Here is a 25537-nt window from a genome sequence, read left to right as displayed (position 1 = left end):
GTGAGTCAGTAATGCTAAAATTAGATAAATTATTGATGGAAAGTGGTTGGAGCATGGTACCGATTTATATTTGTGACGACGTAAAAGAAACCCGAGAGTACTTAGAAAAAATCATTTCCAACTTAATTATGATTAATGCCTATGATATGGAGATTGTCCTAGTGACCGGTGATCCATTGGAAGTACTGGAGCATCGCCAGAGCCACACGATGCGTGCCGTTTACTTTTTCGACGTTGATCTGAAGCATGATACATATAACGGCTTTTCCTTAGCCAAAGAAATTCGCGAACTGGACACGCGGGGCTTTTTGATTTTTGTCACCACCCATGAAGAACTGATTTTTGAAACCTTTAAATATCGTTTGGAAGCCATGAGCTATTTGTACAAGGATGTTCCTGAAAAACTAAATGAACAACTGATGGAATGTCTGCAGGAAATTCATCATTTATTGACCAAAGAAGTGGGCGACAATCAACGCTATTACACAGTAAAAGTGGCCGACGCCAGCTATCAGCTGCCTTTGGAAAGTATTTTGTTTTTTGAAACAGTCGGAGCGCATCGAGTTGTCTTGCATAGCGAAACCCGCTTGTTGGAATTTCGCGGCGAGTTAAAGAAGATTGAGCAGGAGCTTTCGGAGGATTTTATCAAAATTCACCGTTCCTACTTGGTGCAAAAAAGCAAAATCCAGCAAATCCACTATTCTGATAATACGGTGATTATGGAAAATGGTTCAGTTTGTTTGATGTCCAGGGGTGGCCGGAAGTTGTTGAAGGAACTATTTGAGGAGAATGCACGATGAAGGACGAATTAACTAGAATTGCTTTCTTGTTTCTGATATTTTTGATCATATTCGTCTTAGAGTATGTGATGGTCTATCTAGTCACGAAAGAAAAAAGAAAAAGAAGCTTTACTTGGTTGATGTATGCCGGGATGGCTTTGGTCCTAGCTTTATTAGCTTTTTTTACCCAGAACATGCCACTGGGGGCTTATCTGGTTTTCCATGCTGTCGTAGATACGGCCTTGTCGCTGTTACTACATCGGTATATCTTCAAAGTGGTAGACTGGCGAGTGATTTTTTTCTTGGCCATGTTCAACACCATCGTTCTTTTGCCAATCCAGAAGATCGTTACCGCTATTCTAGGCCTGTTTGTTTCAGGACCAGCGACAACTAGATTAGGAAACCTGCTAACTTATTCGATCATGCTGGTGATTTTTCTCCTGCTATCAAAAACCAGGGTATTCTTCGTACTAGGCAAGATTGCCCGTTTTCCTAAGCTGGCCTTAACCATTGCTATGGTAGTCAGTTTGCTGAATGTAGCGATCGAGCTAATCAACTCTATTGTTTTTTTGAATACTCTTTCTGGTTTTCAGATCGCACTTTATGCAGCCAGCTATGTTGCGGTAATCGCGGTCTATGTCTTTTTACTCAGAGAATACTTGCGGGAACAGCGGCTGCGGGAATCAGAGGCATTGGTGTTGCAGCAGCAAGTCTATTTGCAAAAATTAGAAGCAATTCAACTGGATCTGCGGAAAATCCATCATGACTACAAAAACGTCGCCACTGGACTCTATGCCAAAATGGAATCCGGCGATGTAGCCGATGCCCAAGCCTATATCAGTACCAAAATGCTGCAGATGGATAAAGAAATCCGGCTTGATTTGCAGCAAATGAACCAGTTGACCAACATCGAAGTCATCGAGCTGAAAACTTTGCTGATGGCTAAAGCGATGCAGGCGGAAAAAGTCAATGTTCAGCTAATCATTGAAGTCATGGAACCCGTCAAAAAAGTGCCAATGGAAATTTCTGACTTGCTTCGTTGCGGTGGCATCCTGCTGGATAATGCCATCGAAGCTGCTGCCAATGAACATCAAAGACAAGTGACAATTGTTCTCTTAAAGGAAAATGGCAAGCTGACCTTCATGGTGAAAAATCCCGTCAGCCAGTCGGTGGACTTGCAGCGGATCTGGACCGACGGCTATTCTACTAAGGGAAAAAATCGTGGCCTAGGCTTAGCCAACTTAAAAGAAATTACCCATCGTTACCCGGATGTCTGGTTAGAAACTCGGGTAGAAAAACAAGAGTTCATTCAATTGATGACCTTTAAACTCATTTAAAGATCGAAGCCTTGCCAAAAAAGACAGGTTTCGGTCTTTTTTGGACGCAACGAACAATTTCAGCTCCTGGCTCTTTATAGTTAGTTTAACTATGAACGGAGGACGCCTGATGAAAGAAGAACTATTAAAACTCAGACATATCTCAAAAGTGTTTATTAATAACCACGCCCTAAAAGATATCAACATGACCCTGGCGGCCGGTGAAATATTAGGATTCTTAGGACCATCAGGGGCCGGCAAGACAACTACGATTAAAATCATCACTGGGCAAATGATCCAAAGCTCCGGCGAAGCCTTCATTTTAGGCAGCGATACTCGCAAGCTCAACGAGAAAATTTATGAGAAAATCGGGATTGTCACCGATGCCAGCGGAATCTATGAAGAATTCAGCGTCTACGAGAATCTGCTGCTGTTTGCTCAATTGCTGCAGGTGCCTAAAGAACGGATCGAGGAGTTGCTGGATCGAGTTGGACTAACCGAACAGAAAAAACAGTTAGCTGGAAAATTATCCAAAGGCCAAGAACAGCGCTTGATTTTAGCCCGCGCAGTCTTGCATCAGCCGAAGGTTTTATTTTTGGATGAACCAACTTCCGGACTCGATCCTACCACTGCTCGGGAAATTCACCGCCTGCTGCTGGAATTAAAGGAAGCCGGGATGGGGATTTTCTTAACCACCCACAACATGGAGGAAGCTGCGAAGCTATGCGACCATGTGGCCTTATTGAATGACGGCAAGATTGTGGAATTCGGCACCCCGCAGGAAATTTGCCTGCGCTACAATTCTGAGAAGAAATACCGAGTGTTACTAAATACTAGAGAAGAAGTGACCTTGGCTCACACCGAGGAAAATACGAAAAAGCTGAGTGATTGGCTAACCAGGGATGTGGTAGAATCCATCCACACCTGTGAACCAACCTTGGAAAGTGTCTTTCTAACCGTAACTGGAAGGGGATTAAACTAATGAGTCTGTCCATCAGTAAAATTGTTGTTTTAACCAGATTCAAGTTCAAGGAATTATTCCGCAACAAAACCTTTCTAATCACCGCTAGCATGGTGCCGCTGTTGACGTTGTTGATGCGTTTTCTTTATCAAAATATTTTAGATGGTGAAGCGATGCCGCCAATGATGCTGGCGTTGGTTCTAAATTTAGGTCTATTGATGAATCTAACTAGTGTATCTATGATGATGCCGGCCACGATGCTGGCAAAAGACAAAGAGAAAAGCACGCTGCGAACCCTGATGACATCTTCGGTGAACGGGGGAGAATATTTTGTCAGCTCGGTGATCCCTTCATTTGCCGTTTCGGTGGTGATCAATCTGCTGATCTTGTTTTTATGCGGGATTGACATGAGCCAGCTGAATCTAGGTTTGTACCTTTTTGTAACTTCACTGGCCAGTTTAACCAGCTGTGTACTGGGAATGTTGATTGGCCTATTTGCCAAAAATCAAATGGCCTCCAGCAATTTATGTGCGGTATTTATCTTAGTCTTAATGCTGGTTCCGATGTTTGGCAATCTAGCTGATAGTTTTCAAAATATCAGCGGGTTTCTATACACCGGCATTGTCGGTAATATGGTGTCGGCTTTTGCTGAAGGTAGCAACCAGGGCCTTTCAATTCAAAGCTGGCTGGTGTTAATTGTGGAGCTGCTGGTGATTTCGTGTTTATTTGTGGTCAATTATCGTAAAAGCGGGTTTGAAAGAGAGTAATTTCATGACCTCAATACTTTAGCCGATCAGGATCAACAGGTAATCTTTGGTGGTCGCTTGGGAATGTGTCGCTATTTTGTATGCATCAGGTGATTGAAAAAGCCTTGCAGGCAGCAGCTAAAGAGCAATAAACAATTAAAGTATCCTGCAGGAAGTTTTTGCTGGATACTTTTTTGACGAAAGCCAAGGGAAATTAGCAAGTAACTATTTTGCAGAAAATACTATATTTTTCATAAAATTTGCAAATTAGAACCATTATCATTTTCAAACCAGATGGTTTTTACCTATACTTACTTCAATCAATAGCTGAAGAGAGTTCTGAAATGAAAAAGTTTCTTGATGTGAATGTATGCCGCAAGGTGGATATACTGACTCTATTGAACAACAAAGAAAAAGTTAGTCTGGATGAGCTGGCCCAGTACCTTCAGGTTGCTCGCGGAACAGCCGCTCAAGCGATTGAAACCATTCAGGCAGACTTCTCTGACTGGGGAATAGTCGCGCCCGTCATTGTCAAAGAACGCAATACTATCTATTTTAACGCTAAAGAAAATTTTTCTCTTCATCGCATATTGCTTAACTATTTAAGTCAAAGTGTTCAGTATCAAGCCATGATCGAGCTGTTTAACAAAGGTGAGATACGATTGAAGGATTTCGCTGAAGAACATTTTCTCTCCTATAATTCATTGTATAAAAAGATGCTGGCCCTAAACGAGACGCTTCAACAGTTTGACTTAACTTTTAGTACCAATAGTCGTGGTCAGCTGCACGGCAGTGAACACCAAATCCGTTTCTTTTATACTGAATTCTTTTGGCACTCCAGCAGTGGTGTTTCCTGGCCATTCCCCCGAGTGAACAAAAAGATCATCGAACGTTCAATTAAATACGTGGAAAAGATCCGAGGTCGGAGACTGGGGATTGTCGAAAAGCAAAAGGTAGCCAACGATTTAGGGGTAATTATCACCCGGATTTTGCAAAAAAACTACGTTGATCCGGCCATACTAGATCATGAGATGTTGAAGGATAGCCGTCATTTTGCTGGCCTTTGCAAGAAAGTGGAACCCTTGTTCAAACTATTTTTCCAGCTCAAGGATGACACTCAAGTAAGAGCCGAACTCGCCTATGCCTATATAGTCCTATTTTCTCAAGAATACCATCTCTCCGATAACAACAATATCGGCGACATGCTGTTTTATTGCCAAACCCATGAGTTGAGAGCCGGTGCTCTGACCAATCAGTGGATGACAGAATTCTATCAACAATTTTCTGTCTATCCTTCGGCAAAAGATTACGGTCTGCTTTATGCCAACCTTATGCATAAGCATGTCAAAGCTCTTACTTTTCATGGATCGGGAGTGTTGATGGAAATTGACCTAGGTGCTGCTCTGTTTACCAATTCAAACTTCGATGCCAAGGTCCAGTTGATGTTTGACCAACTGTGTAAAATGGAACCCTCGCTGCAAAAAAATCGCGACTTTCTGCTGACCAGCTACAAATTTCTAATTTGTCAGTACATAGAAGTAGAAAAGGAAGCGCAAAAACTTTCAATTTGTGTCCTATCGGTCTTTGGCGATGAGTATATGGAGGTCATCAAGCGCAATGTTTTCCAGCGGCTGGATATGGATATTCAAGTCACCAGTACCATTGAAAAAGACACGGACTTAGTGATCGCGGATCGTATTTACGAGAATTTGAGCTTCAATCCCGAAGCAACCCTTTACTGGGAAATATTCCCCAGTAAAAAGTCGATTCAGCGGATTCAACAATTTATTTATCAGCAGTTTAGCTAGAAAACGAAAGACCATCTTTTTCTGTCAGCAAAAAAGCACTGATCGAAAATTTCAAGAAAAATAGTCAACCGGATGATTGGCCTATACCCTTGATGGTAAAGGAATCATCCGGTTTTTTGCAATTATTCGTCAAAAAATCACAAAAAAGTGTTTGCAAAAGAATGAGTTTCTGTTTATAATGATTATAAATAAATGAGAGCAGTAAACTTAGTATGTGCCGTTTTTTCAGTCGGTTTTTTCAATTAAGGGAAGCTATTCTCAATATAAAAACAGGAGGAATTTACCTATGTCATTAATTGGAAAGCAAGTTGAAGAGTTTCAAGCAAACGCGTATCATCAAGGAGAATTTATCGAGGTTTCACATGAGAATTTTTCTGGCAAATGGAGTGTTTTATGTTTTTACCCGGCCGATTTCACCTTTGTCTGCCCAACTGAATTAGAAGATTTACAAGAACAATACGGAAAATTGAAAGAATTAGGTGTGGAAGTTTACTCTTGTTCAACTGATACGCACTTTACTCACAAAGCTTGGCACGATACTTCAGATGCGATTGGCAAAATTGAGTACACAATGATTGGTGATCCTTCTCATCAAATTTCACGCATTTTTGATGTATTAGATGAAGAAGCTGGTTTAGCACAACGCGGTACATTCATCATTGATCCAGACGGCATTGTCCAAGCAATGGAAATCAATGCAGACGGTATTGGCCGTGATGCAAGTACTTTAGTGGACAAAATCCGCGCAGCGCAATATGTACGCACCCATCCAGGTGAAGTATGTCCTGCAAAATGGAAAGAAGACGGCGAAACATTGAAACCAAGCTTCGACCTAGTTGGCAAAATTTAAGGAGCGGCGCATGTTAGATAATGAAACGAAAGCACAGCTAAAACAATATTTAGAACTATTAGAATCAGACGTGGTTTTCACAGCAAGCTTGTCAGAGGACGAAAACTCAACTAAGGTTTCTGACTTTTTGACGGAAGTTGCTGAAATGACACCGCGTATCACGGTGGAAAAAGCGAATCTATCTCGCACACCAAGCTTTGAAATTAATCAATCCGGCACAGAAAAAAGCGGTATCGCTTTTGCCGGTCTGCCTATGGGACATGAGTTCACTTCATTTATTTTAGCTTTGCTGCAGGTTAGCGGACGAGCACCAAAAGTAGATGACAAAATCATTAACCAAATCAAGACTATCGACAAAGACTTGCATTTTGAAACGTACGTCAGCTTAACTTGTCACAACTGTCCTGACGTAGTTCAAGCCTTAAACATCATGTCTGTAGTGAATCCAAAGATTTCCCACACCATGATTGAAGGCGGCATGTTCCAAAAAGAAGTCGATGAAAAAGAAGTCATGGCTGTTCCAACCGTTTTCCTAAATGGTGAAGAGTTCAGCAGCGGCCGTACAACCATCGAGCAATTGATCGAAAAGGTTGCCGGACCAATGGATGCAGAAGAGTTTGCAGAAAAAGAACCGTTTGATGTGTTGGTTGTTGGCGGCGGTCCTGCTGGAGCTAGTGCAGCGATCTATGCTGCCCGTAAAGGAATTAAAACTGGTATGGTGGTTGAAACCTTTGGCGGACAAGTACTTGAGACATTAGGAATTGAAAATGTCATCGGTACTCCTTATGTTGAAGGCCCACAATTGATGCGTCAAGTGGAAGAACATGTGAACCAATACGGCGTTGATATTATGAAAGGTCAACGGGCAAAAGCCATCCGCAAGAGTGAGTGGATCGAAGTTGAACTGGAAAACGGCGCACAATTGAAATCAAAAACCGCGATTCTTTCTACCGGAGCTCGTTGGCGTGCAATCAACGTACCTGGTGAAAAAGAATTCAAGAATAAAGGAATTGCTTACTGTCCTCACTGTGATGGTCCATTGTTTAAAGGCAAAGACGTAGCAGTAGTTGGCGGCGGTAACTCTGGGATTGAAGCAGCAATCGACTTAGCAGGTTTATCTAAGCATGTTTATGTAGTGGAATTCTTGCCTGAGTTAAAAGCTGATAAAGTCTTGCAGGATAAATTGTATCAACTGGACAACGTAACAGTGATCACAAACGCTGCGACAAAAGAAATCACTGGCTCTAGCCATGTCGAAGCACTTACCTATACGGACCGTGAAACCAATCAAGAGCATACCTTGTCAGTTGAAGGAGTCTTCATTCTAATTGGCTTAATGCCAAACACGGAATGGTTGAAGGATTCTGTTGCATTGACTGATCGTGGTGAAATCTTAGTTGATAAGCACGGAGCGACCAATGTAGAGGGTATTTTTGCGGCAGGGGACTGTACTGACAGTGCCTACAAGCAGATCATCATCTCGATGGGATCGGGTGCTACAGCGGCCTTAGGTGCCTTTGATTACACGATTCGTAATGAGTTTCCAACAAAATAAACAACAAAAAAGCTGCGTTTTCGCAGCTTTTTTGCGTTGAGGGATATATGTTGTTAGGATTTAGGCTAAGCTTTGTTTTTCTAATTCCATAAATACCAACATTTTTGCCATTTCTTTTGCCGCAGTACGACGGATTTTACGCGGGATGAATTGGTGAATCTCATCTTCGTTGTAACCAACTTGCAAGCGCAATGAATCTAAAATAATCGGACGGCGCAATAGACCTGGGTACTTTTCAATTAGAGCAATTAGTTCATTTGTTGATAGTCTGTCAAAATCAATGTTTAATTTTTCGTAGATTTTTGAGCGAGTTGAAATAATTTCTTCTGTACCGGCTTCAGTTAAGGAAAGTATCTCTTTAATTTCTTCAGCATTCAATGGGTCTGAGAAAATATTACGTTCTTCAAATGGAAGACCTTTCTCTTGTAACCACGCTCTCGCTTTTCTACATGAAGTACAACTTGGGGAAATATACAGTTTAATCATTTAACATCCTGCCTTTCTAATAGGTGAAAAAATATTTATATAAATAACTAGAAATATCTTACACACACTACGTTACAGGAAAGTTTACCATTTGTGAAATTTTTGAATTAAATAAACGGCTAAAAAAGAGTTGTTCTAATTTGTAATCTAAATTAAAAGAACCTGAAAACATTATAATTTCAGGTCGCCTTTTGGCTATAAAGTGCTAATTGAAAGGGTTTCATAAAGGTGGCTTGCTTAACTTATATAACTAATGAGTAATGTGATATTAGAAACAATCAAAAAATTCTTAAGAATCGAAAAAACTGATTTAGTTGATTTTGTCACTATTCTTCATAATAAAATGCTGTACCGAATAAAAAATGAAAATGAATTCTGATCAGTTTCTTCCTATATATATGGAGACCCTTTATAAAATTACAAAGACTGATCAAAATCATTTGATCTGGCAATCAAGATTACTTCTGGTGATTCCCCTTACAAAGCCGCTTTTATTCATTTTGAAAAAGTTTATACATTTTAGCTAAAGGAAAAAAATCCATCAGCTGTCGGATAGAAAGCCGATGGATTAAATTTTATCGTTTAATGAGTTTGCGGAAAATAAAGGAGAGTCCCAACCAAAGAACAATACTGATGAGGATAGTAATAAGCCAGCCAGAAGTATTGTTCTCTAAAGGCAGCGGCATATTCATTCCGAAAAATCCCGAAATAATCGTAGGAATCGTCAGCAACACCGATAAGACCGTTAAGATTCTCATGGTGTCGTTCAAATTATTGTTCAACACGTTGTTATAGGTACTAGACAGTTGACGCAAAATTTCGGAAGACAGTTTAGTCATTTCAACTAATTGTCTGGCCTCAATCAGAGCATCGTCCAGTTGTTCCTTTTCTGAATCGCTTAGCTGCTTATAAATCGTATGAGCCTTTAACTGTTCTAAAAGAACCACATTTTGCTTAGAAGCGGAGATAAAAAAGACGATCCCGGTCTCTAAGTCAGACAAAGCTAGTAAATTCTGCTTAGTGGCTTTCTCCTTCAATTTATTGCTGACCTTAGTACGTTCTCGATTCATTTCTTCCACAAGGGGGAAATAGGCGTCGCTAATAAGGAAGAGACTGGTAAATAAAAATTCGAAAATGGTTAGTGTCGGAAATTTCTCAAGCGAATTCTGCATCTCAAAAAACAGATATTGGTTTCGTTTATTGGTCACAGTAATTAATGTCCGATCCTTCACAATGAAGGTCATAGGAATCGTTTCGTAGTGATTATCAATTTTTAACCGATTAGGCACATTGTAAATCAACACCAGCGTTTGGGCCGACTTATCATAATCCAGATGGGCTCGTTCATTTTGGTCCAGCGAGTACTCAACAACCTCTTGGTCGATTTGGTATTCGGTATAAAGCTGCCGGACTTCGTCTTTATCTTCAGTAGTTAGATTAATCCAGGTATTTTGATGGTGGTTGAATGTGATTTTGGTTCGCATGGCTTAACCTCGTTTCTTATACCAGAAAGTTCGTCTTATTTTATACCTTATTAGCTAAAATTGGAAGCTCATCTATTTTTGTATTGAATTCAAAAAAGATGAATGTGTAATTGGCGAATTCCTGTTATTATAGAAACAAACAAATTTATTGATAAAATTTAGGGGGGTGAACCCGTTGTTAAAGGACGAACGACAAAGGGCCATCATGGGCTTGTTGGAGGAAAACGGTACAGTGAAGGTTAGTGACATGATTAAACAGCTGTCCATATCTGATATGACTGCTCGGCGTGATCTGGATGAATTAGAAGGACAGGGACTATTGGAACGAGTCCACGGAGGAGCACGGCTGAAGAATTTCATTCGCAGTCACGAATTAACCCATCGTGAAAAGCAAATTGTGAACATTGATGAAAAACAGATGATTGCCCGCAAGGCTGTGGAATTGATCCACGAGAACGAAACAATCTTTTTAGGCCCAGGGACAACAATTGAACTGTTGGCCGAGTTGATCACTTTGCAATCAGTACGAATTGTAACTAACTGTTGGCCAGTATTCCAGCAAATAAGTGAAGAAAATAGTTTACGGAAAGTCTATTTATTGGGTGGAGAAATGCGCAGTACCACCCAAGCATTTTATGGCGAAATTACTAACAAGAATCTAATGGACATGCATTTCCACAAAGCTTTTTTCAGCTGTAATGCACTAAACGAGCAGGATATCATGACCTCCACTTTTGAAGAAGGACAGACCCAAGCGATCGCCTTGAATAACTCGGTTGAAAAGTATCTTTTAGCCGATCATTCTAAAATTGGCCAAAATGACTTTTATTCTTATTACCACTTAAAAGATGTCACGGCGGTTATTACTAACAAGGATGATTGCGAAACCTATACCAAAATTGAAAAGGAAGAAGTCCTTTTAGCCGAATAGAATCATGGACACCAACGCAAAAGCCAGAAATCAGAACGACATCTGATTTCTGGCTTTTTTAGTATTAAGCTTTTTTCTCAGCGTAAATGGCATTGCGTTTCTTCATTTCTCTTGCATACCAGACGAAGATCAGCAGATAAGCAGCTAAGGCTAAAGCGGCATACAAAATAAATTCAATTTGACCTTGTGAAGCATTACCAACAAGATAGCCTAAGAATTTTTCAATTGGCCCTTCCATTGTTGTGTGTGAGATCAAGGCATTTTCGCTTAATCCAGCGGGGAAAGCTCCAACTTTTTTAGCAGTTTCGGTTACGAATGGAGCAATTAACGTTCCTGACCATAAGAATAGCGGAAGTTCAATCGCACCAATGACGATCATCCGAATTAATTTACCACGAGTGACAACTAGTAAAGCCGGTGTAACACCCATGGCGATGATCCCGCCTAGAGGTAAAAGCTTGTTCCCAGGTAAAATGATTGCTTCCAGCAACATGATTGGTGCTAATACGTTTGCTGCTGCCCAAATTTCTGCGCGACCTGCCAAGAAGGGCCAATCCAAACCAATATTGATTGTCCGACCTTTCAAGTGTTTGTTGGCAAAATCAGTGATCCCTTGTGATAAAGGTTCTACAGCTGCAATAAACCAAGCACCAATCAAAGAGAATAATTCCAAACAGACGGCTGCAGTAAAGGCTAATGAAAAGATTTCGGTAGGTGTTTGACCGGCTAGCAAGCCAACAAAAATCCCCAAATAAATCCCGATAGCAAATTTCGAACCCCAGAAACCTATTTTATTGTTCAATTTAGCAGCATCGAAATCGTATTTGTCCAACCAAGGGAAAATCTTATCAAAAATCTTGTCGAAGACCATGATGATCGGATTCACCATATAGTTCATATGGGTAGTCGTCATCGGATTTTCATCCGGTGCATTTAGTAAATCATTAAATGTTGGCTTCATTAAATCCGAATTGATGATCTTCAAAATACCAATAAAAATGACTAAAGCAGAAGCAACCAATAAATTGGCACCGCAGAAAATAGCGAACAATCCCACAATTGAAAGATGCCAAATATCAAAAATATCTACATCTAATGTGTTTGTTTTGTTCAATGCCAACATGATGACATTGACAATCACCATGACTAATAAGAAGTACAGCGTATAAGGTGAGCCCCAAGTAATAGTTGCTAGGGGTGCCCAGCCGACGTCGGTGATATTTAGCGAAATTCCGGTACGTTGAACAAAATCGGCCATTGCACCTGAAAAAGCAGTAGTTAGAATCCCAATAATAGCTCCGATACCGGTTAATGCGATCCCGAGTTTCAACCCGCCTTCGAGGGCACGAGTTGGTTTAACCTTGAAAAATAGTGCAATGATCGTTAGTACGATGGTCATTAGTGGAGCAGCCCCTAGGTTAATCAGGGGCTGAAAAATAGTATTAGCTAAATCAATAATTGTACTCATTTAATGGTCCCTCCTACACGGAACAAATATTATTTGCTGACTGACTTGATGGCAGCTTCCATATGTTCATAAACCGGTTCAGCCATTGCGGGAATCCGGTAAAGAATCGCACCAGCATCGACAACTGGGATATGAATATCAAAACCTAAGTCAGTATTGGCAATTTGAGCAAAAATATCGTAGTGAGACAACATGTCTTCATTAATATCCTTAATCATGACCGCATCGCAAGTTACTTGATACCCCCGATTTTTTAGTTCGTTTTCCAAGGCGCTTTTAATTTGATGGCTTGAATTCACTCCGGCACCGCATGCTGCTAAAATTTTAATCATTGTTTTTCTCTCCTTTAAAATTTTTTTCCAAAAATTGATAGATTTCTTCGGGACTATTCGAAGATAAAAATGATAACAAAGCTGGTTTTTCTGTTGCGTTAATGAAATCCATGATGTCAGCTAATAATCCTGCCTGCTCTTCGCCGTTTTCATTCAGGATCATAAAAAGAAAGGACACACTTAATTGATCGTCAGGTGTAATCATATTGTGAAACGTAAGTGGTGTTTGCAACCGAATCGGAATAATTCGGGTGGTTCGTACAAAATCACTCTCTGTATGAGGGATTGCAATATTCGGCAAATCACCATCAACCGGCGTGAGATCTAATCCCGTTGGATAGTGTTGCTCCCTTTCCAAAAGACTAGTGAGAAATTCATTGGTAACCAGCTTCTTCTTTAATAGATCCAAATAAACTTCTTCAAATACTTCGGTGGGGGACGTTTTGTCAGTGACGTATACCGTTTCCCTGTTAAAAAGCGATGTCATTTGTAAACCTCCTCAAAAAAATGTTTGTTTATGTTGAATACACCTTGAGTATAAACGCTTCCAAACAGTATGTCAACTGAAAAACAAACTAAATCGAACAAAAAGAGTTGAAAAATGTTTGTTTGTGTTTTATTATGGTGGTGGAGGTAAGACTATATGCTGAAGAATGAACGTCATCGATCAATTATCGAAATGTGCAATCACTATGGGGTAGTAACCGTCCAGTTTATCAAAAATAAACTGGCAGTTTCTGATATGACTGTCCGTAGAGACTTGGATGAACTGGCTCAAAAGGAAAAAGTAGTCCGTATTCGCGGTGGAGTCCAAAGTTTGGGATATGAAGAAGGAGGGGGAATGGGAACAGTCAATGAATTGTCACACACAGAGAAAAAGAATATCCATACGGACGAGAAAAAATACATCGCTCAAAAAGCAGTCGAATGGATCGAAGAAGGCGATACTATTTTTCTGGGATCAGGAACAACGATTGAATTGATGACGCGCTACTTAGCAGACAAAAAAGTAAGAATTGTAACCAATAGTCTTCCAGTGTTTCAACTATTAAATGAGCAGCATTCGTTTGAACTGTACTTAGTGGGTGGTTTGTATCGGGAAATAACCGGAGCATTTGTAGGTACGATGGCTCACGAAATTGTACAAAAAATCAGCATTCAAAAAGCTTTTATCGGTGCCAATGGGATTCAGCAGGATATAGTATCCAATTTTAGTATTGAAGAAGGAACTTTGCAGCAGATTGTTTTGGATAACGCCCAAAAGAAATTCTTGGTAGCTGATGCCAATAAATTCAATCGCAGCGACTTTTATAACTTCTACGATTTGCAGAAAGCAGATGCCTTATTTACAGATTACACCCTGCCAGATGAGGTGAAAAACAACTATCAACAATACACGACCATCATTAATTAATTCTATAAAGGAGGAAACAGCAATGCGCGTAGTAATTGGATCAGATCAAGAGGGAATGGCGCTAAAGGAATTTATTAAAGAAAATTTGAGTAAGGAAGGCCACGAGGTAGTCGATAAAAGTGAAGAAGCGGCTAAAGATTTTGTGGAGTCGACTTTAGCAATTGCCCAAGACCTTTTACAAAATGAAGACAGCTTAGGAATTGCGATTGACGGTTATGGTGCTGGCAGCTTTATGACAGCAGTCAAAGTCAAAGGCATGGTGGCAGCAGAAGTTTCTGACGAGCGTACGGCTTATATGACCAGGGAGCACAACAATTCACGCATGATTACCCTAGGATCAAAAATAGTTGGCAGTGAGCTGGCGTTAAATATTGCAAAAGATTTTTTGGCAGCGGATTACGATGGCGGACGTCATCAGGTTCGGGTAGACATGCTCAATAAAATGGCTTAGGAGAGGACGGAAAAATAATGAAAATTGCACTAGGATGCGACCATATTGTTACTGATACGAAAATTGCTGTATCAGATTTCTTGAAATCAAAAGGACATGAGGTAGTAGATGTCGGAACCTATGATTTTACCCGAACCCATTATCCTATTTTTGGTAAAAAAGTTGGGGAAGCTGTGGTAAGTGGCGAAGCAGATTTAGGCGTTTGCCTGTGTGGAACCGGTGTAGGTATCAACAATGCGGTAAACAAGGTTCCGGGTGTGCGCGGGGCACTGGTCCGGGACATGACAACAGCAATTTATTCTAAAGAACAGTTAAATGCCAACGTGATTGGGTTTGGCGCCCGGATTACCGGCGAGTTTTTGATTTGCGACATTATCGAAGCTTTTATTAAAGCAGAATACAAAGAAGACGAAACCAATAAAGCATGGATCGCGAAAATTGATCACGTCGAAAAAGCGGCTAAAGAACAGTTCTCTGAAAACTTTTTCGATGAGTTTATTGAAAAATGGGATCGGGGAGAATACCACGACTAGGGAGACTAAAAATGATTGTAACCATTACGATGAATCCATCGATTGATATTTCGTATCCGTTGGAAACCTTTCAGCTGGATACGGTGAATCGGCTAAGCAATGTCAGCAAAACAGCTGGCGGCAAGGGTTTGAATGTGACTCGCGTATTAAAGCAATTAGGCCACGAAGTAACAGCCAGTGGATTATTGGGAGGCTACATTGGCGAAGGAATCAAAGCCGAATTAGCCGCCGCAGGGATTGATCAACGATTCGCACCAATTGCCGGAAACACAAGAAATTGTATTGCCATTTTACATGAAGGCAATCAAACCGAAATTCTGGAAAGCGGACCGGTCATTTCTGCGGAAGAAGCTGAGGGCTTTCTGCAGCAGCTGGATGACTTAATCAAGCAGGCCGATGTCCTGACGATTTCCGGCAGTTTGCCGCAAGGATTGCCTAAGGATTTCTACGTTGAAATCATTAAACGCTGTAACCAAGCGAACAAGCCAGCTGTGTTGGATTGTTCTGGCGAAGCCCTGAAGCAAGTATTGGAAAATCCCTACAAACCATATTTGATCAAGCCTAATCGGGAAGAGCTGTCTGACTTAATCGGTCAACCGATGGAAAATCAAGCAAGTATCAAAGCAGCTCTTGCCACGGAATTGTTTGCTGGAATTGAATGGGTAGTCGTTTCGTTAGGCGCTCACGGGGCAATCGCAAAACATCACGACACGTTTTATCAAGTGACAATCCCTAAAATTTCCGTAGTTAATCCGGTGGGTTCAGGTGATTCGACGATCGCCGGATTCGCTGCGGCCATTGCAGAAAAGGCAACAGATGAAGAATTGCTGAAGAAAGGTAATACGTTGGGGATGTTAAATGCTCAAGAGCAAACAACTGGGGCAGTCAATTTGGCAAACTATCAAAAGCTTTCCCAGCAAATTCAACTAACAAAATTTTAGAAAGCAGGAAAATTATGAAAACAACGAAAAGAGACTACTTAAAACAGATAAGCAATGATCAAGGAATCATTGGCGCTTTAGCCATTGATCAACGAGGTGCTTTGAAAAAGATGATCGCAAAGTCTAAAGGCTCTGATGCCACAGACGAAGAAATTATTGAGTTCAAGCAGTTGGTTTCGCAAGAGTTAACCCCTTATGCTTCAGCTATTTTGTTAGATCCAGAATATGGCCTGCCGGCTGCAGAGAGTCGTGATGCTAATGCTGGTTTGCTGCTGGCATATGAAAAGACCGGCTATGATGCTTCGACACCAGGACGCTTGCCGGATATTCTTTCTGTTTGGTCAGTGAAACGCTTGAAAGAAGCCGGGGCGGATGCTTGCAAGTTTTTACTTTACTATGATGTCGATGAAGCCCAAGAAATTAATGAACAGAAAAAAGTCTTTATGGAACGGATTGGCTCTGAATGCGCAGCCGAAGAATTACCCTTCTTTTTAGAACTGGTTTCCTACGATGCGCAAAATGCTGACAGCAGCTCCAGGGAGTATGCCCAAGTAAAACCTCATAAAGTGATCGACATGATGAAGGAATTTTCAAATGCCCGCTATGGAGTGGATGTCTTGAAAGGCGAAGTACCCGTGAATATGAACTATGTAGAAGGCTATACTGATGAAGAGCCCGTTTACACGAAAGAGCAAGCCGCGGCTTACTTCAAAGAACAGTCAGAAGCAACGAACCTGCCCTTTATCTTTTTGAGTGCTGGAGTAAGTGCCGACTTGTTCCAAGAAACCCTGCGCTTTGCCAAAAACAGCGGTTCAACCTTTAACGGTGTTCTCTGTGGTAGAGCAACCTGGGCCAACGGAGTAGAGCCTTACGTTGTTCAAGGCAAAGAAGCTGCAAAAGAGTGGCTGCGGACACAAGGACGCGAAAATATCAAAGGATTAAATAAAATCCTCAATGAAAACGCAACACCCATTCAGTTAGATTAGGAAAAAAGCATCTTTTATAGATGCTTTTTTGTTATTTTAAATAGCATTTGTCAGATGAGTTAACTTCCTTATGAAAGAAAAATTGACTAGTTAATGGTATTTTTCACAAACAGCTAACCGAAATCTAATCGTTTTGAAAACACTAAACACCCGTTATTGAAAATAAGTGCACTTGTTTATCTGAACACAAAGCTGTCTTGACAACGTTTTTTGGACTGTTATAATTAGTTAACAAAGAATTGTGTGAATAGTCTGTCTTTTTAAACTATTAGAAAACGGATACATATCTAATGGTAAATTAAAGAATGAAGTGTGTGGGGAGACAATTATTTTATGGAAGAAGAATTGTTACGTGTAGAGCAGCTGACTGTAAGGTTTAAAACCTATAACGGAACAGTCACCGCTATCGATAATTTGGACCTTCAATTAAATACAAACGAAACACTGGGGATTGTAGGGGAAAGTGGGAGCGGGAAGAGTGTGACTTCTCTGAGCATCATGGGTTTATTAGATGCCGATACCTCTTCAGTGACTGGTCAGGCCCTATTTAAAGGGAAAGATTTAATCAACATGCCAGAAAGAGAAAAGCAGCATTATCGCGGCAATCAGCTGGCAATGATCTTTCAGGAGCCCATGACTTCCTTAAATCCGCTGCACAAATGCGGGAAACAAATCATGGAATCGATGCTGATTCATGAAAAAATCAGTAAAGAAGATGCCAAAGCGAAGGCGATTGAGTTGCTGGAGCTGGTAGGGATTCCGGCACCAGAGCAGCGCTTTAACGAGTATCCCCATCAGATGTCTGGCGGGATGCGCCAGCGGATTATGATCGCGATGGCTCTGGCCTGTGATCCGCAGCTGCTGATTGCCGATGAGCCAACGACGGCTTTGGATGTGACGATTCAGGCCCAAATTTTAGAGCTGTTAAAGGACTTGAGAGGAAAACTAAAAATGGGGATCATTATGATTACCCATGATTTAGGCGTCGTTTCAGAGGTCTGTGACCGAGTTGTCGTGATGTATACCGGCAAAATTGTGGAGCAAGGGAGCATTCGCGAAATTTTAGATGAACCGAAGCATCCCTATACGGAAGGCTTGATCGCTGCCATACCAAAAATGCAAACCCAAAAAGAACCGTTAAACAGCATTGACGGGGTCGTGCCGCGATTGGATGATATGCCAAAAGGCTGCAGTTTTCACCCAAGATGTCCTTATGCGATGGACATTTGCAAGGAGAAACGGCCGGCCTTATCGGAAATTGCCGCGGGCCGCAAAGTTCGCTGCTTTAAATACTCTTCTGCAGAGGAAGCTGAGGTGAACCCATAAGATGGAAGCACAAAAACCAATTGTCGTATTGGAAAACGTGAAAAAATACTTTGATATCCGTGACAGTAAAGGCCAAAAAGGAATCTTGAAGGCAGTGGATGATGTCTCCTTTACCATTCAAAAAGGAGAAACATTTGGTTTAGTTGGTGAAAGCGGCTGTGGGAAAAGTACCTTAGGCAAGACTTTGCTGAATTTATTCCCGATTACAGACGGCACCATTTATATTGAAGGCCTGGATGTTACTAAGCTAAAGAGTCGCAAAGAGAAGGTTGAATTTGGTTCAAGAGTTCAGCTGGTATTTCAAGATCCATCGGCTTGCTTGAATCCAAGAAATCGGATCGGGGCAATTTTAGCCGAGCCTTACAAGATCCATCATAAAAAAGACATGTCCAAACAAGAAATCGATCAAAAAATTGATGAGCTGCTAACGATGGTGGGCTTAGCTCCAGAATACAAGCACCGCTATCCCCATGAAATGTCGGGAGGTCAGAAGCAGCGGATCGGGATTGCCCGGGCGTTGGCTTTGGAGCCAGAAATTATTATTTGTGATGAGCCAGTTTCGGCCTTGGACGTATCGATTCAGGCCCAGGTGATCAATTTATTGGAAGAGCTGCAGGAAAAAATGAATTTGACCTATCTCTTTATTTCCCATGATTTAGGGGTTGTGTATCATATGTGCGATCGGATCGCTGTGATGTACTTGGGAAATATTGTTGAATTGGCAGATAAGAATGCCTTGTATGAAGACACCTTGCATCCGTATACGCAGGCTTTGATTTCGGCTGCGCCAACGATTGATCAGATAAAGAAAGATCGGATTGTGTTGAAGGGGGATGTACCTAGTCCGTCTAATCCTCCAAAAGGCTGCAAGTTTCACACCCGCTGTCCGTATGCGATGCCGGTTTGCGAAGCAGAGAATCCTGCATTAATTGAAGTAAAAGACAATCACTTTGTGGCTTGTCATTTATGTAAACAACCAAACACTGAGGGAGGAAACGAAAAATGAAAAAACATCGTAAAGTCGCATTAGGATTATTAAGCGCGTTGGTATTGATGTTAACAGCATGTGGCGGCGGGGGAGAAACCGATGACTCTGGCGGAGGTGCTAGCGGCGGCAGCGGCGGTGGCGACAACACGTTAATTGTCGGAATGGATTCTGACTTGAAGACCTTGGACCCGGCGCACGGTTACGAAGTGTACGGCAACATGATTTATTATGCTCTTTATGACAATCTATATCGCACCTATGACACATCTACTCCCGAGCCTTCATTAGCAGAAGATCATGAGTTGGATGATACTCAAACCGTTTATACCTTTAAATTGAAAGAAGGCGTAAAATTCTCCAGCGGTAATGATTTAACTTCTAAAGACGTGGCCTTTAGTATTAATCGGACAATGAACTTGAAGAGTAATACTACTCCTATAACTGAAAATGTGAAAAGCGTCGAAACACCAGAGGATTATACCGTAGTGATCACCTTGAATGAACCCGATGCAAGCTTCCTAGTAAAGCTGGCCAACAACGCATTTGCGGTTCTTGATTCCGAAGTGGTTAAAGAGCATGGTGGAACCGATGCGGAAGATGCAGCCACTACTGATACAGCCGAAGAATGGTTAAACCAAAATTCAGCTGGTTCTGGTGCTTATGTCTTAAGCGAATGGAAACAAAATGTAGAAGTTGTTTTAGATCGCAACGAAGAATATTGGGGCGAAGTGAAGAACGACAAAGTTATCTGTAAAGAAATTCCAGACGTAAATACCCAAATCCAAAACTTGAAGCAGGGCGACATTGATATTGCTTTAGGTATTGGGGTGGATAATGCCTCGCAATTGGAAGGTCAAGACGGGGTTGAATTAAGTAATTATACTGGAACATCCACGACTTTCTTATTAATGAATGATGATCCAGAAGTCGGTGGACCGATGGCTGATCCAAAAGTTCAAGAGGCTGTTCGTTTGGCGATCAACTACAAGGAATTGTTGGAAATTTGTGGTGACAAAGCAGTCTTACCATTGAATATTGTACCGCAAGGTTTTACTGGAGCATTGGAAAAAGAAACCGACTTTATGGATTTAGACGAAGCGAAGAAATTGATGGAAGAAGCTGGCTTTGCAGACGGCTTTGACGTGAAGTTCACTGTAGCCAACTTTGATACAGAAGGTATGTCTTGGACCACAATCGGTCAAAAGATCAAAGATGACCTAAGCAAAATCGGTATCAATGCGGAAATTGAAACTTCTGAAATCGGTGTAGTAATCGACTCTTACCGTGAAGGAAAAGAAAGCTTCTTATTAATGCATTGGCATCCAGATTACATGGACATTAACAATCAGTTAGCCTTCTTACCAGGAGAAACTATTGGAGAACGTGCAAACTGGCAAGATCCATCTGACGGCAAGATTGGCGAGCTGCAAACAACAATTCAAACAGAATCGGACGAAGACAAACGGTCAGCTGCTTCTAAAGAATTACAAGAATTAATTACTCATGATATGCCGTATGCTCTTTTGGTTCAACATCCAAAAGTACTGGCTTACCGCAGCAATTTAGATGATGTGAATTACTATGAAGTACAAAAAATCAGCTTCCAAGATGTAACGATCAACTAATTTAGACGCAAGGAGCAAAATCACATGAGGAATATGGCAAGGTTTTTATTGCGGCGCTTAGTGTTTGTCTGCTTTTTGATCGTTGGGATTTCCTTCTTGGTATTTATGATCTCCCATTTGGTTCCCAGTGATCCAATCGCATCAAACATGAGTACCCACGCAATGAGTGATCCTGAAGCCGTGGCGGCCTACCGGGCGAGATGGGGATTGGACAAGCCGCTGATGCAGCAGTACTTTATCTATCTGGGTAATCTGCTTAGAGGTGATTTGGGGACATCGATCCGTACCGGAAATCCGGTACTAAGTGATTTGAAGCAGTTCTTCCCGGCAACTTTGGAGCTGTCGGTTATGGCGATGCTGATTGCGGTCCTGTTTGGGATTACTTTTGGGGTATTATCAGCGGTTTATCGGAATAAACCATTGGATTATGCCGTTCGAACGATCTCCATCAGCGGGGTTTCTATTCCGAATTTCTGGTTCGCTCTGGTGATGCTTTTGCTCTTTTATTCGAAATGGCACTTGTTCCCAGGCGGCGGACGGATTAATTCGCGAATGTCTGCGCCAAGTGGTGGGACGGGATTGTATGTATTAGATGGAATTGTCAGTGGGGATTGGGCATTAGTAAGTGATGCCCTCTCCCACCTGATTTTACCGGCGATCGTTTTAGGCTTCTTTACGATGGGCTTGATTTCAAGGCAAACCCGCTCGAATTTATTAGAAGTGACTTCGATGGATTACATTCGTACAGCTAAGGCAAAAGGCTTATCGCAAGGACGGATTATTCTGCGTCATGCGTTAGGGAATGCTCTGATTCCTGTGATCACGGTTATGGGTATGGGCTTTAGTAATTTGCTGGGTGGAATGGTGTTTGTGGAGAAAATTTTCTCTTGGCCAGGGATTGGTCAATATGCTTATCTGTCAGCAACTACCTTGGATTTCCCGGCAATTTGCGGGGTTTCCTTGTTAATTGCCATGATCAATGTCATCCTCAATCTTTTGATCGATATCCTTTATGGGGTGATCGATCCGAGAGTGAGGTACAGCTGATGAAACGATTTTTAAAACAAAAAAACTTTCTATTTAAACTAGGAATTGTCATTTGTATCGGCTGGATGCTGGCAGCTTTGCTGTCACCTTATTTAGTCCCACAAAATCCGATTGCTCAAGATATGACCGCCCGTTTTCAAGCACCAGGGTCAGGGCATTTTCTAGGAACGGATGAATTAGGACGCGATGTGTTTTCCCGGGTTTTGGTAGGTAGTCGTGTATCGATTGCGGCCGGACTGGTGACCGTCTGTATTACGATTGTCGTGGGAACAATTTATGGCGGAATCGCCGGCTACGTTGGCGGCATAGTGGATGATATCATGATGCGGGTAGCTGAATTGATCAATGCCTTCCCGCCGCTGATTTTGGCGATGGTGATTGCTTCGGCTTTAGGGCCAAGTATTTCCAACTCGGTATTTGCCATGACCATTATTTGGTGGCCCAACTACGCGCGGCTGATGCGTAGTTTGGTGATCACCTTGAAGGAAAATGAATACATCGTCGCTTCACGGGTTTTAGGAGCCAGCCATTTACGGATTTTAGTCAAAGAAATTGTGCCCAATGCACTAGGTTCTTTGTTGGTTATGGCCACCTTGGATATCGGAAATGCGATTGTGACTTTCTCTGGCTTGAGTTTCTTAGGCCTTGGGACCCAACCGCCGACACCGGAATGGGGCTCGATGGTTTCTGACGGGGTGAACAACATGAACTACTGGTGGATGTCCACTTTCCCAGGACTAGCGATCTTCTCTATGTCTATTGGCGCGAACTTTGTTGGTGATGGGCTGAGGGATTATCTAGATCCAAAACTGAAAAATAAATAAACGAAAAAGAAATAGGGGCAGCTCTATTTCTTTTTCTATGTCAAAAAACAAATGGGACAGCTAGTTGTCATATTAGCTATGCTATGATTTTTTACAAGGAGCAGAGATATGCAAATCGAGCGCTTAATTCAAATGATTTTTTATTTAATTGATCACAAACAGGTGACTGCTAAAGAACTGGCAGTGTATTTCGGTGTGTCGACACGAACGATTTATCGAGATGTGAACACGTTAACCCTTGCTGGGATTCCGATCTTGTCGACGAAGGGAACGGGTGGCGGAATTTCCTTGTTGGACGGCTACACAGTGGATCGATCTTTGCTAACTAAAGAGGAGCAGCAAAACATTTATCAAGGACTGCAAATCCTGCAGGCTACTAAGTTTCCTAATAGTGAGCTAGCCCTGAGAAAGATTGGCGCAGTATTCAGAGAAGCCTTGCAGCCAAAATGGTTGGAAGTAGACTTTTCTTTCTGGGGCAGTGACGACAGCGAAAAAATTAAGATTTCGGATTTGCAAGAGGCAATTCTAAACAAACAGGTGATTGCCTTTGAGTATTTCAATTCAGAGCTGCAAAAATCGGAACGCCAGGTGGAGCCGTTGCGCTTAGTATTCAAATCTCATGCTTGGTATATCGTGGGCTATTGTCAAACGAAGCGGGAAATCAGAATTTTTCGTCTTTCGAGAATCAGGGGCATGCAGGTAAAAGAAAAAATCTTTGATCGGGAGCTGCCCAAGGATTACTCCTTGAAATCGCAGCAGTCGACAGATCATTTGCCAGTTTTGAAGCTGAAATTTTCTCCGGAAGCTGCTCATCGTTTATATGATGAATTTTCAGCAGAGCAATTGGTGGCCCAAAAAGATGGCAGCTATGTAGTGGAATTTCAAGCCGAGTTGAATAACTGGATGATTCATTATTTGCTTTCTTTTGGCAAGCAGGTGGAAGTTTTGGAACCAGAATCAGCACGTGTCGCCTTGAAGGAACGGGTGCTGGAAATTGCTGGTCTCTATCAAAAGGAAGAGGGAGTTGAAAAGCATGAGTAAATGGGTCTACGCCATGTTCATTGAAAAAACTAAAACCTACAATCGTTTAACGAAGGTGGAGGTTGAAAAGCATGTGGAAAATCTGCGAAAACTGGATGAAGCAGGCAAGTTAGAATTTTGCGGCGTTTTTAAAGGGTATCCGGGTGTTGCCGGCATGCTGCTGTTGAAGACTGACAGCTACGAAGAAGCGGAAGAACTTTGTAAGCAAGAACCGTTGGTGGTTGGCGGGTATGCAAAATACAAATTGAAGGCTTTGCAGGTGGCCGATAAAGAAAATAATTATTTGTGGGGGTAAAGTGATGTTGAATGAAGCAAGTGTTTTGTACGTAAGAACCGATTACAAACTGGATGATCGAGTGGTTAGTGAAGCAGAAGCGATGGCCTCGATGGATTATCTGCAACAGACCGCAAATGAACGTTATCTCTTAGCTGGAGTGTTTGGCGATATGGAAACGGAAGAAGTGGATAGAGCGATGATTTTGTTTGAAGCGAAGGACCTGGAAGAGGCTAAGCAAATTTCTGATGAAGACCCGATTATTAAGGGTGGTTATTACCGTTACGAATTGAAGCGTTGGAATTTAATGGTCTTTCCCGCAAACAACTAAAAAAAGGAATAAGCAGTCCTGCTCCCCAAAGTCAAAACAATGGAGAGCAGGATGCAGCTTATTCCTTTTTTTTGTAGATGGGTGCTTCAAAGGTAAAGGGTGTTTCCTTCAGCCAATCAGCTAATTGTCGGCCCAGATCCGCAGCCATTTCAAAGGAAGCCTTGATCTGTTCTTGGGTGATGCCATTGACGTGCACGCCAGAAGTGATAACGCAATTACCTGGAAGATAGGGAGCGATTATTTCCAGTATTTTCTCGGCCAACACATCATCCTTGTGGAAACGACCGCTGTGACTTTCAAAGCGAATCGTTTCTTTGGTTTGCTTGCTGGACCAGGTAGTGACTGTACCGATATGAGGTGTGTCACCGCCGACTAAGGTAATAAAAAGGTCAGAACCAATTTGCTGCGCTTCGGCAGACATGGTAAAGCCAACTGCTGCAACTTTCACCTGTTTCGATTCTCTGCTATTCATCCTTCCAACGTCCCGACAAATTATTTTCAATCTTCAAGGCGTCCAACAGCTTCATGGTTTGATGGTGCACCAAATCTTGAATCGTTTGGGGCTGATTGTAAAAGGCCGGAATCGGTGGGATAATTTGGACGCCCATTTTGGCCAGCTTGGTCAGATTTTCCAGATGAATCGCATGCAACGGCGTTTCCCGTGGGACTAAGATCAGTTTCCGTTGTTCCTTCAACGTCACATCGGCAGCCCGTGTAATCAGATTATCAGCTAAACCCATCGCAATCGCCCCGACTGTCCGCATGCTGGTGGGAACAATTACCATTGCGTCCACTAAAAAGGAACCGCTGGCAATCGATGCCCCTAAATCTTTTACTGAGTAGTGATAGTCTAGCAAATCATAAACCTCCGCCAACGTCATGTCGGTTTCGATTTTCAAATTTTCTTTGGCCCAGTCGCTGATCACCCCGTGGGTTTCAATTTCTGGATAGTTCTTTAATTCCTTTAACAGATCCAGAGCATAAATTGTTCCTGAAGCTCCAGTGATTCCGATGACAATTCGTCTTTTCTTCAAATTGGG

General features: G+C 41.9%; 28 protein-coding genes. 21 read left to right on the top strand and 7 right to left on the bottom strand.

The features are described from left to right. Positions 1-11: 11 nt before the first annotated feature. The 7 genes from JZO70_RS03540 to ahpF all read left to right on the top strand — a co-directional run bounded on the left by JZO70_RS03540 (position 12) and on the right by ahpF (position 8015). A complete protein-coding gene (locus JZO70_RS03540) occupies positions 12-800 on the top strand; it encodes a LytR/AlgR family response regulator transcription factor (RefSeq protein WP_207672150.1) in 789 nt (262 codons plus the stop codon). Beyond that, positions 797-2116, top strand: a complete 1320-nt coding sequence (locus JZO70_RS03535; RefSeq protein ID WP_207672149.1) for a sensor histidine kinase — start codon at positions 797-799, stop codon at positions 2114-2116. The genes JZO70_RS03540 and JZO70_RS03535 overlap by 4 nt, the downstream gene beginning before the upstream one ends. Positions 2117-2225: 109 nt before the next feature. Then, positions 2226-3077, top strand: coding sequence for an ABC transporter ATP-binding protein (locus JZO70_RS03530; protein WP_207672148.1), 852 nt, complete (start codon positions 2226-2228; stop codon positions 3075-3077). Continuing rightward, positions 3077-3823, top strand: coding sequence for an ABC transporter permease (locus JZO70_RS03525; protein WP_207672147.1), 747 nt, complete (start codon positions 3077-3079; stop codon positions 3821-3823). The genes JZO70_RS03530 and JZO70_RS03525 overlap by 1 nt, the downstream gene beginning before the upstream one ends. 323 nt (positions 3824-4146) lie before the next feature. Next, positions 4147-5610, top strand: coding sequence for an AcpB/EbpR/MafR family transcriptional regulator (locus JZO70_RS22335; RefSeq protein WP_242703737.1), 1464 nt, complete (start codon positions 4147-4149; stop codon positions 5608-5610). 286 nt (positions 5611-5896) lie between these two features. Continuing rightward, positions 5897-6460 carry an alkyl hydroperoxide reductase subunit C gene (gene ahpC / locus JZO70_RS03510; RefSeq protein ID WP_207672146.1) on the top strand — a complete coding sequence of 188 codons (564 nt, stop codon included), beginning with the start codon at positions 5897-5899 and terminating at the stop codon, positions 6458-6460. Between the two features lie 10 nt (positions 6461-6470). After that, a complete protein-coding gene (ahpF, locus tag JZO70_RS03505) occupies positions 6471-8015 on the top strand; it encodes an alkyl hydroperoxide reductase subunit F (protein ID WP_207672145.1) in 1545 nt (514 codons plus the stop codon). Between the two features lie 60 nt (positions 8016-8075). Here the strand turns inward: ahpF and spx are convergent, their stop codons facing one another. Continuing rightward, positions 8076-8501 (bottom strand): transcriptional regulator Spx, encoded by a 426-nt coding sequence (gene spx, locus JZO70_RS03500; protein WP_207672144.1) that lies wholly within the window; start codon positions 8499-8501, stop codon positions 8076-8078. Between the two features lie 575 nt (positions 8502-9076). Continuing rightward, positions 9077-9985 carry a magnesium transporter CorA family protein gene (locus tag JZO70_RS03495; protein WP_207672143.1) on the bottom strand — a complete coding sequence of 303 codons (909 nt, stop codon included), beginning with the start codon at positions 9983-9985 and terminating at the stop codon, positions 9077-9079. Between the two features lie 175 nt (positions 9986-10160). On the opposite strand from JZO70_RS03495, the gene JZO70_RS03490 reads away from it, so the two are divergent. After that, positions 10161-10916 (top strand): DeoR/GlpR family DNA-binding transcription regulator, encoded by a 756-nt coding sequence (locus tag JZO70_RS03490; protein ID WP_207672142.1) that lies wholly within the window; start codon positions 10161-10163, stop codon positions 10914-10916. A gap of 64 nt (positions 10917-10980) precedes the next feature. Here the strand turns inward: JZO70_RS03490 and JZO70_RS03485 are convergent, their stop codons facing one another. The 3 genes from JZO70_RS03485 to JZO70_RS03475 are packed head-to-tail and all read right to left on the bottom strand — an operon-like array spanning position 10981 to position 13203. Further along, on the bottom strand, positions 10981-12384 hold the full coding sequence (locus JZO70_RS03485) for a PTS galactitol transporter subunit IIC (RefSeq protein ID WP_207672141.1): 1404 nt from the start codon (positions 12382-12384) through the stop codon (positions 10981-10983). A gap of 29 nt (positions 12385-12413) precedes the next feature. Further along, positions 12414-12716, bottom strand: a complete 303-nt coding sequence (locus JZO70_RS03480) for a PTS sugar transporter subunit IIB (protein ID WP_207672140.1) — start codon at positions 12714-12716, stop codon at positions 12414-12416. After that, positions 12709-13203 (bottom strand): PTS sugar transporter subunit IIA, encoded by a 495-nt coding sequence (locus tag JZO70_RS03475; RefSeq protein ID WP_207672139.1) that lies wholly within the window; start codon positions 13201-13203, stop codon positions 12709-12711. The genes JZO70_RS03480 and JZO70_RS03475 overlap by 8 nt, the downstream gene beginning before the upstream one ends. A gap of 156 nt (positions 13204-13359) precedes the next feature. Between JZO70_RS03475 and JZO70_RS03470 the strand changes: the two genes are divergently transcribed. The 13 genes from JZO70_RS03470 (at position 13360) to JZO70_RS03410 (ending at position 24497) form a co-directional block, all read left to right on the top strand. Further along, the gene (locus JZO70_RS03470; RefSeq protein ID WP_207672138.1) at positions 13360-14130 is read left to right on the top strand and encodes a DeoR/GlpR family DNA-binding transcription regulator; all 771 of its coding nucleotides are present in this window, start codon (positions 13360-13362) and stop codon (positions 14128-14130) included. Between the two features lie 22 nt (positions 14131-14152). After that, entirely contained in the window at positions 14153-14581 is a 429-nt protein-coding gene (gene lacA, locus JZO70_RS03465; RefSeq protein ID WP_207672137.1) for a galactose-6-phosphate isomerase subunit LacA, read from the top strand. A gap of 17 nt (positions 14582-14598) precedes the next feature. Continuing rightward, a complete protein-coding gene (gene lacB, locus JZO70_RS03460) occupies positions 14599-15114 on the top strand; it encodes a galactose-6-phosphate isomerase subunit LacB (RefSeq protein ID WP_207672136.1) in 516 nt (171 codons plus the stop codon). An 11-nt stretch (positions 15115-15125) separates the two neighbouring features. Next, entirely contained in the window at positions 15126-16055 is a 930-nt protein-coding gene (lacC, locus tag JZO70_RS03455; RefSeq protein WP_207672135.1) for a tagatose-6-phosphate kinase, read from the top strand. Positions 16056-16069: 14 nt separating this feature from the next. Continuing rightward, a complete protein-coding gene (gene lacD, locus JZO70_RS03450) occupies positions 16070-17041 on the top strand; it encodes a tagatose-bisphosphate aldolase (RefSeq protein ID WP_207672134.1) in 972 nt (323 codons plus the stop codon). A gap of 333 nt (positions 17042-17374) precedes the next feature. Continuing rightward, positions 17375-18367 carry an ABC transporter ATP-binding protein gene (locus tag JZO70_RS03445; RefSeq protein ID WP_207672133.1) on the top strand — a complete coding sequence of 331 codons (993 nt, stop codon included), beginning with the start codon at positions 17375-17377 and terminating at the stop codon, positions 18365-18367. A gap of 1 nt (position 18368) precedes the next feature. Continuing rightward, positions 18369-19373 (top strand): ABC transporter ATP-binding protein, encoded by a 1005-nt coding sequence (locus JZO70_RS03440; protein WP_207672132.1) that lies wholly within the window; start codon positions 18369-18371, stop codon positions 19371-19373. Next, complete coding sequence (locus JZO70_RS03435; RefSeq protein WP_207672131.1) at positions 19370-20980, top strand: ABC transporter substrate-binding protein; 1611 nt, start codon at positions 19370-19372, stop codon at positions 20978-20980. Before JZO70_RS03440 ends, JZO70_RS03435 begins: the two co-directional genes overlap by 4 nt. 24 nt (positions 20981-21004) lie before the next feature. Beyond that, positions 21005-22027 carry an ABC transporter permease gene (locus JZO70_RS03430; protein ID WP_207672130.1) on the top strand — a complete coding sequence of 341 codons (1023 nt, stop codon included), beginning with the start codon at positions 21005-21007 and terminating at the stop codon, positions 22025-22027. After that, a complete protein-coding gene (locus JZO70_RS03425; RefSeq protein WP_207672129.1) occupies positions 22027-22851 on the top strand; it encodes an ABC transporter permease in 825 nt (274 codons plus the stop codon). The genes JZO70_RS03430 and JZO70_RS03425 overlap by 1 nt, the downstream gene beginning before the upstream one ends. A gap of 108 nt (positions 22852-22959) precedes the next feature. Beyond that, a complete protein-coding gene (locus JZO70_RS03420; RefSeq protein WP_207672128.1) occupies positions 22960-23892 on the top strand; it encodes a helix-turn-helix transcriptional regulator in 933 nt (310 codons plus the stop codon). Next, positions 23885-24187 carry a YciI family protein gene (locus JZO70_RS03415; RefSeq protein ID WP_207672127.1) on the top strand — a complete coding sequence of 101 codons (303 nt, stop codon included), beginning with the start codon at positions 23885-23887 and terminating at the stop codon, positions 24185-24187. The genes JZO70_RS03420 and JZO70_RS03415 overlap by 8 nt, the downstream gene beginning before the upstream one ends. Before the next feature lie 4 nt (positions 24188-24191). Beyond that, positions 24192-24497 carry a YciI family protein gene (locus JZO70_RS03410; RefSeq protein ID WP_242703736.1) on the top strand — a complete coding sequence of 102 codons (306 nt, stop codon included), beginning with the start codon at positions 24192-24194 and terminating at the stop codon, positions 24495-24497. A 58-nt stretch (positions 24498-24555) separates the two neighbouring features. On the opposite strand, the gene lpdD is transcribed toward JZO70_RS03410, so the two are convergent. Together lpdD and JZO70_RS03400 are read right to left on the bottom strand one after the other, a co-directional pair. Continuing rightward, entirely contained in the window at positions 24556-24969 is a 414-nt protein-coding gene (gene lpdD, locus JZO70_RS03405) for a prenylated flavin chaperone LpdD (RefSeq protein WP_207672126.1), read from the bottom strand. Next, a complete protein-coding gene (locus JZO70_RS03400; protein ID WP_207672125.1) occupies positions 24962-25531 on the bottom strand; it encodes a UbiX family flavin prenyltransferase in 570 nt (189 codons plus the stop codon). The genes lpdD and JZO70_RS03400 overlap by 8 nt, the downstream gene beginning before the upstream one ends. Between the last annotated feature and the right edge of the window lie 6 nt (positions 25532-25537).

Source organism: Candidatus Enterococcus moelleringii, from assembly GCF_017377575.1.
Lineage (GTDB): Bacteria > Bacillota > Bacilli > Lactobacillales > Enterococcaceae > Enterococcus_A > Enterococcus_A moelleringii.
The sequence above is the reverse complement of the archived record's forward strand: the minus strand, read 5'-3'. Positions and strand labels throughout refer to the sequence as shown.

Bases quoted from the DNA above. Each gene is read 5' to 3' on its own strand.
- JZO70_RS03540 (WP_207672150.1), top strand. From the start codon at position 12: ATGCTAAAATTAGATAAATTATTGATGGAAAGTGGTTGGAGCATGGTA.
- JZO70_RS03535 (WP_207672149.1), top strand. From the start codon at position 797: ATGAAGGACGAATTAACTAGAATTGCTTTCTTGTTTCTGATATTTTTG.
- JZO70_RS03530 (WP_207672148.1), top strand. From the start codon at position 2,226: ATGAAAGAAGAACTATTAAAACTCAGACATATCTCAAAAGTGTTTATT.
- JZO70_RS03525 (WP_207672147.1), top strand. From the start codon at position 3,077: ATGAGTCTGTCCATCAGTAAAATTGTTGTTTTAACCAGATTCAAGTTC.
- JZO70_RS22335 (WP_242703737.1), top strand. From the start codon at position 4,147: ATGAAAAAGTTTCTTGATGTGAATGTATGCCGCAAGGTGGATATACTG.
- ahpC (WP_207672146.1), top strand. From the start codon at position 5,897: ATGTCATTAATTGGAAAGCAAGTTGAAGAGTTTCAAGCAAACGCGTAT.
- ahpF (WP_207672145.1), top strand. From the start codon at position 6,471: ATGTTAGATAATGAAACGAAAGCACAGCTAAAACAATATTTAGAACTA.
- spx (WP_207672144.1), bottom strand. From the start codon at position 8,501: ATGATTAAACTGTATATTTCCCCAAGTTGTACTTCATGTAGAAAAGCG.
- JZO70_RS03495 (WP_207672143.1), bottom strand. From the start codon at position 9,985: ATGCGAACCAAAATCACATTCAACCACCATCAAAATACCTGGATTAAT.
- JZO70_RS03485 (WP_207672141.1), bottom strand. From the start codon at position 12,384: ATGAGTACAATTATTGATTTAGCTAATACTATTTTTCAGCCCCTGATT.
- JZO70_RS03480 (WP_207672140.1), bottom strand. From the start codon at position 12,716: ATGATTAAAATTTTAGCAGCATGCGGTGCCGGAGTGAATTCAAGCCAT.
- JZO70_RS03475 (WP_207672139.1), bottom strand. From the start codon at position 13,203: ATGACATCGCTTTTTAACAGGGAAACGGTATACGTCACTGACAAAACG.
- JZO70_RS03470 (WP_207672138.1), top strand. From the start codon at position 13,360: ATGCTGAAGAATGAACGTCATCGATCAATTATCGAAATGTGCAATCAC.
- lacA (WP_207672137.1), top strand. From the start codon at position 14,153: ATGCGCGTAGTAATTGGATCAGATCAAGAGGGAATGGCGCTAAAGGAA.
- lacB (WP_207672136.1), top strand. From the start codon at position 14,599: ATGAAAATTGCACTAGGATGCGACCATATTGTTACTGATACGAAAATT.
- lacC (WP_207672135.1), top strand. From the start codon at position 15,126: ATGATTGTAACCATTACGATGAATCCATCGATTGATATTTCGTATCCG.
- lacD (WP_207672134.1), top strand. From the start codon at position 16,070: ATGAAAACAACGAAAAGAGACTACTTAAAACAGATAAGCAATGATCAA.
- JZO70_RS03445 (WP_207672133.1), top strand. From the start codon at position 17,375: ATGGAAGAAGAATTGTTACGTGTAGAGCAGCTGACTGTAAGGTTTAAA.
- JZO70_RS03440 (WP_207672132.1), top strand. From the start codon at position 18,369: ATGGAAGCACAAAAACCAATTGTCGTATTGGAAAACGTGAAAAAATAC.
- JZO70_RS03435 (WP_207672131.1), top strand. From the start codon at position 19,370: ATGAAAAAACATCGTAAAGTCGCATTAGGATTATTAAGCGCGTTGGTA.
- JZO70_RS03430 (WP_207672130.1), top strand. From the start codon at position 21,005: ATGAGGAATATGGCAAGGTTTTTATTGCGGCGCTTAGTGTTTGTCTGC.
- JZO70_RS03425 (WP_207672129.1), top strand. From the start codon at position 22,027: ATGAAACGATTTTTAAAACAAAAAAACTTTCTATTTAAACTAGGAATT.
- JZO70_RS03420 (WP_207672128.1), top strand. From the start codon at position 22,960: ATGCAAATCGAGCGCTTAATTCAAATGATTTTTTATTTAATTGATCAC.
- JZO70_RS03415 (WP_207672127.1), top strand. From the start codon at position 23,885: ATGAGTAAATGGGTCTACGCCATGTTCATTGAAAAAACTAAAACCTAC.
- JZO70_RS03410 (WP_242703736.1), top strand. From the start codon at position 24,192: ATGTTGAATGAAGCAAGTGTTTTGTACGTAAGAACCGATTACAAACTG.
- lpdD (WP_207672126.1), bottom strand. From the start codon at position 24,969: ATGAATAGCAGAGAATCGAAACAGGTGAAAGTTGCAGCAGTTGGCTTT.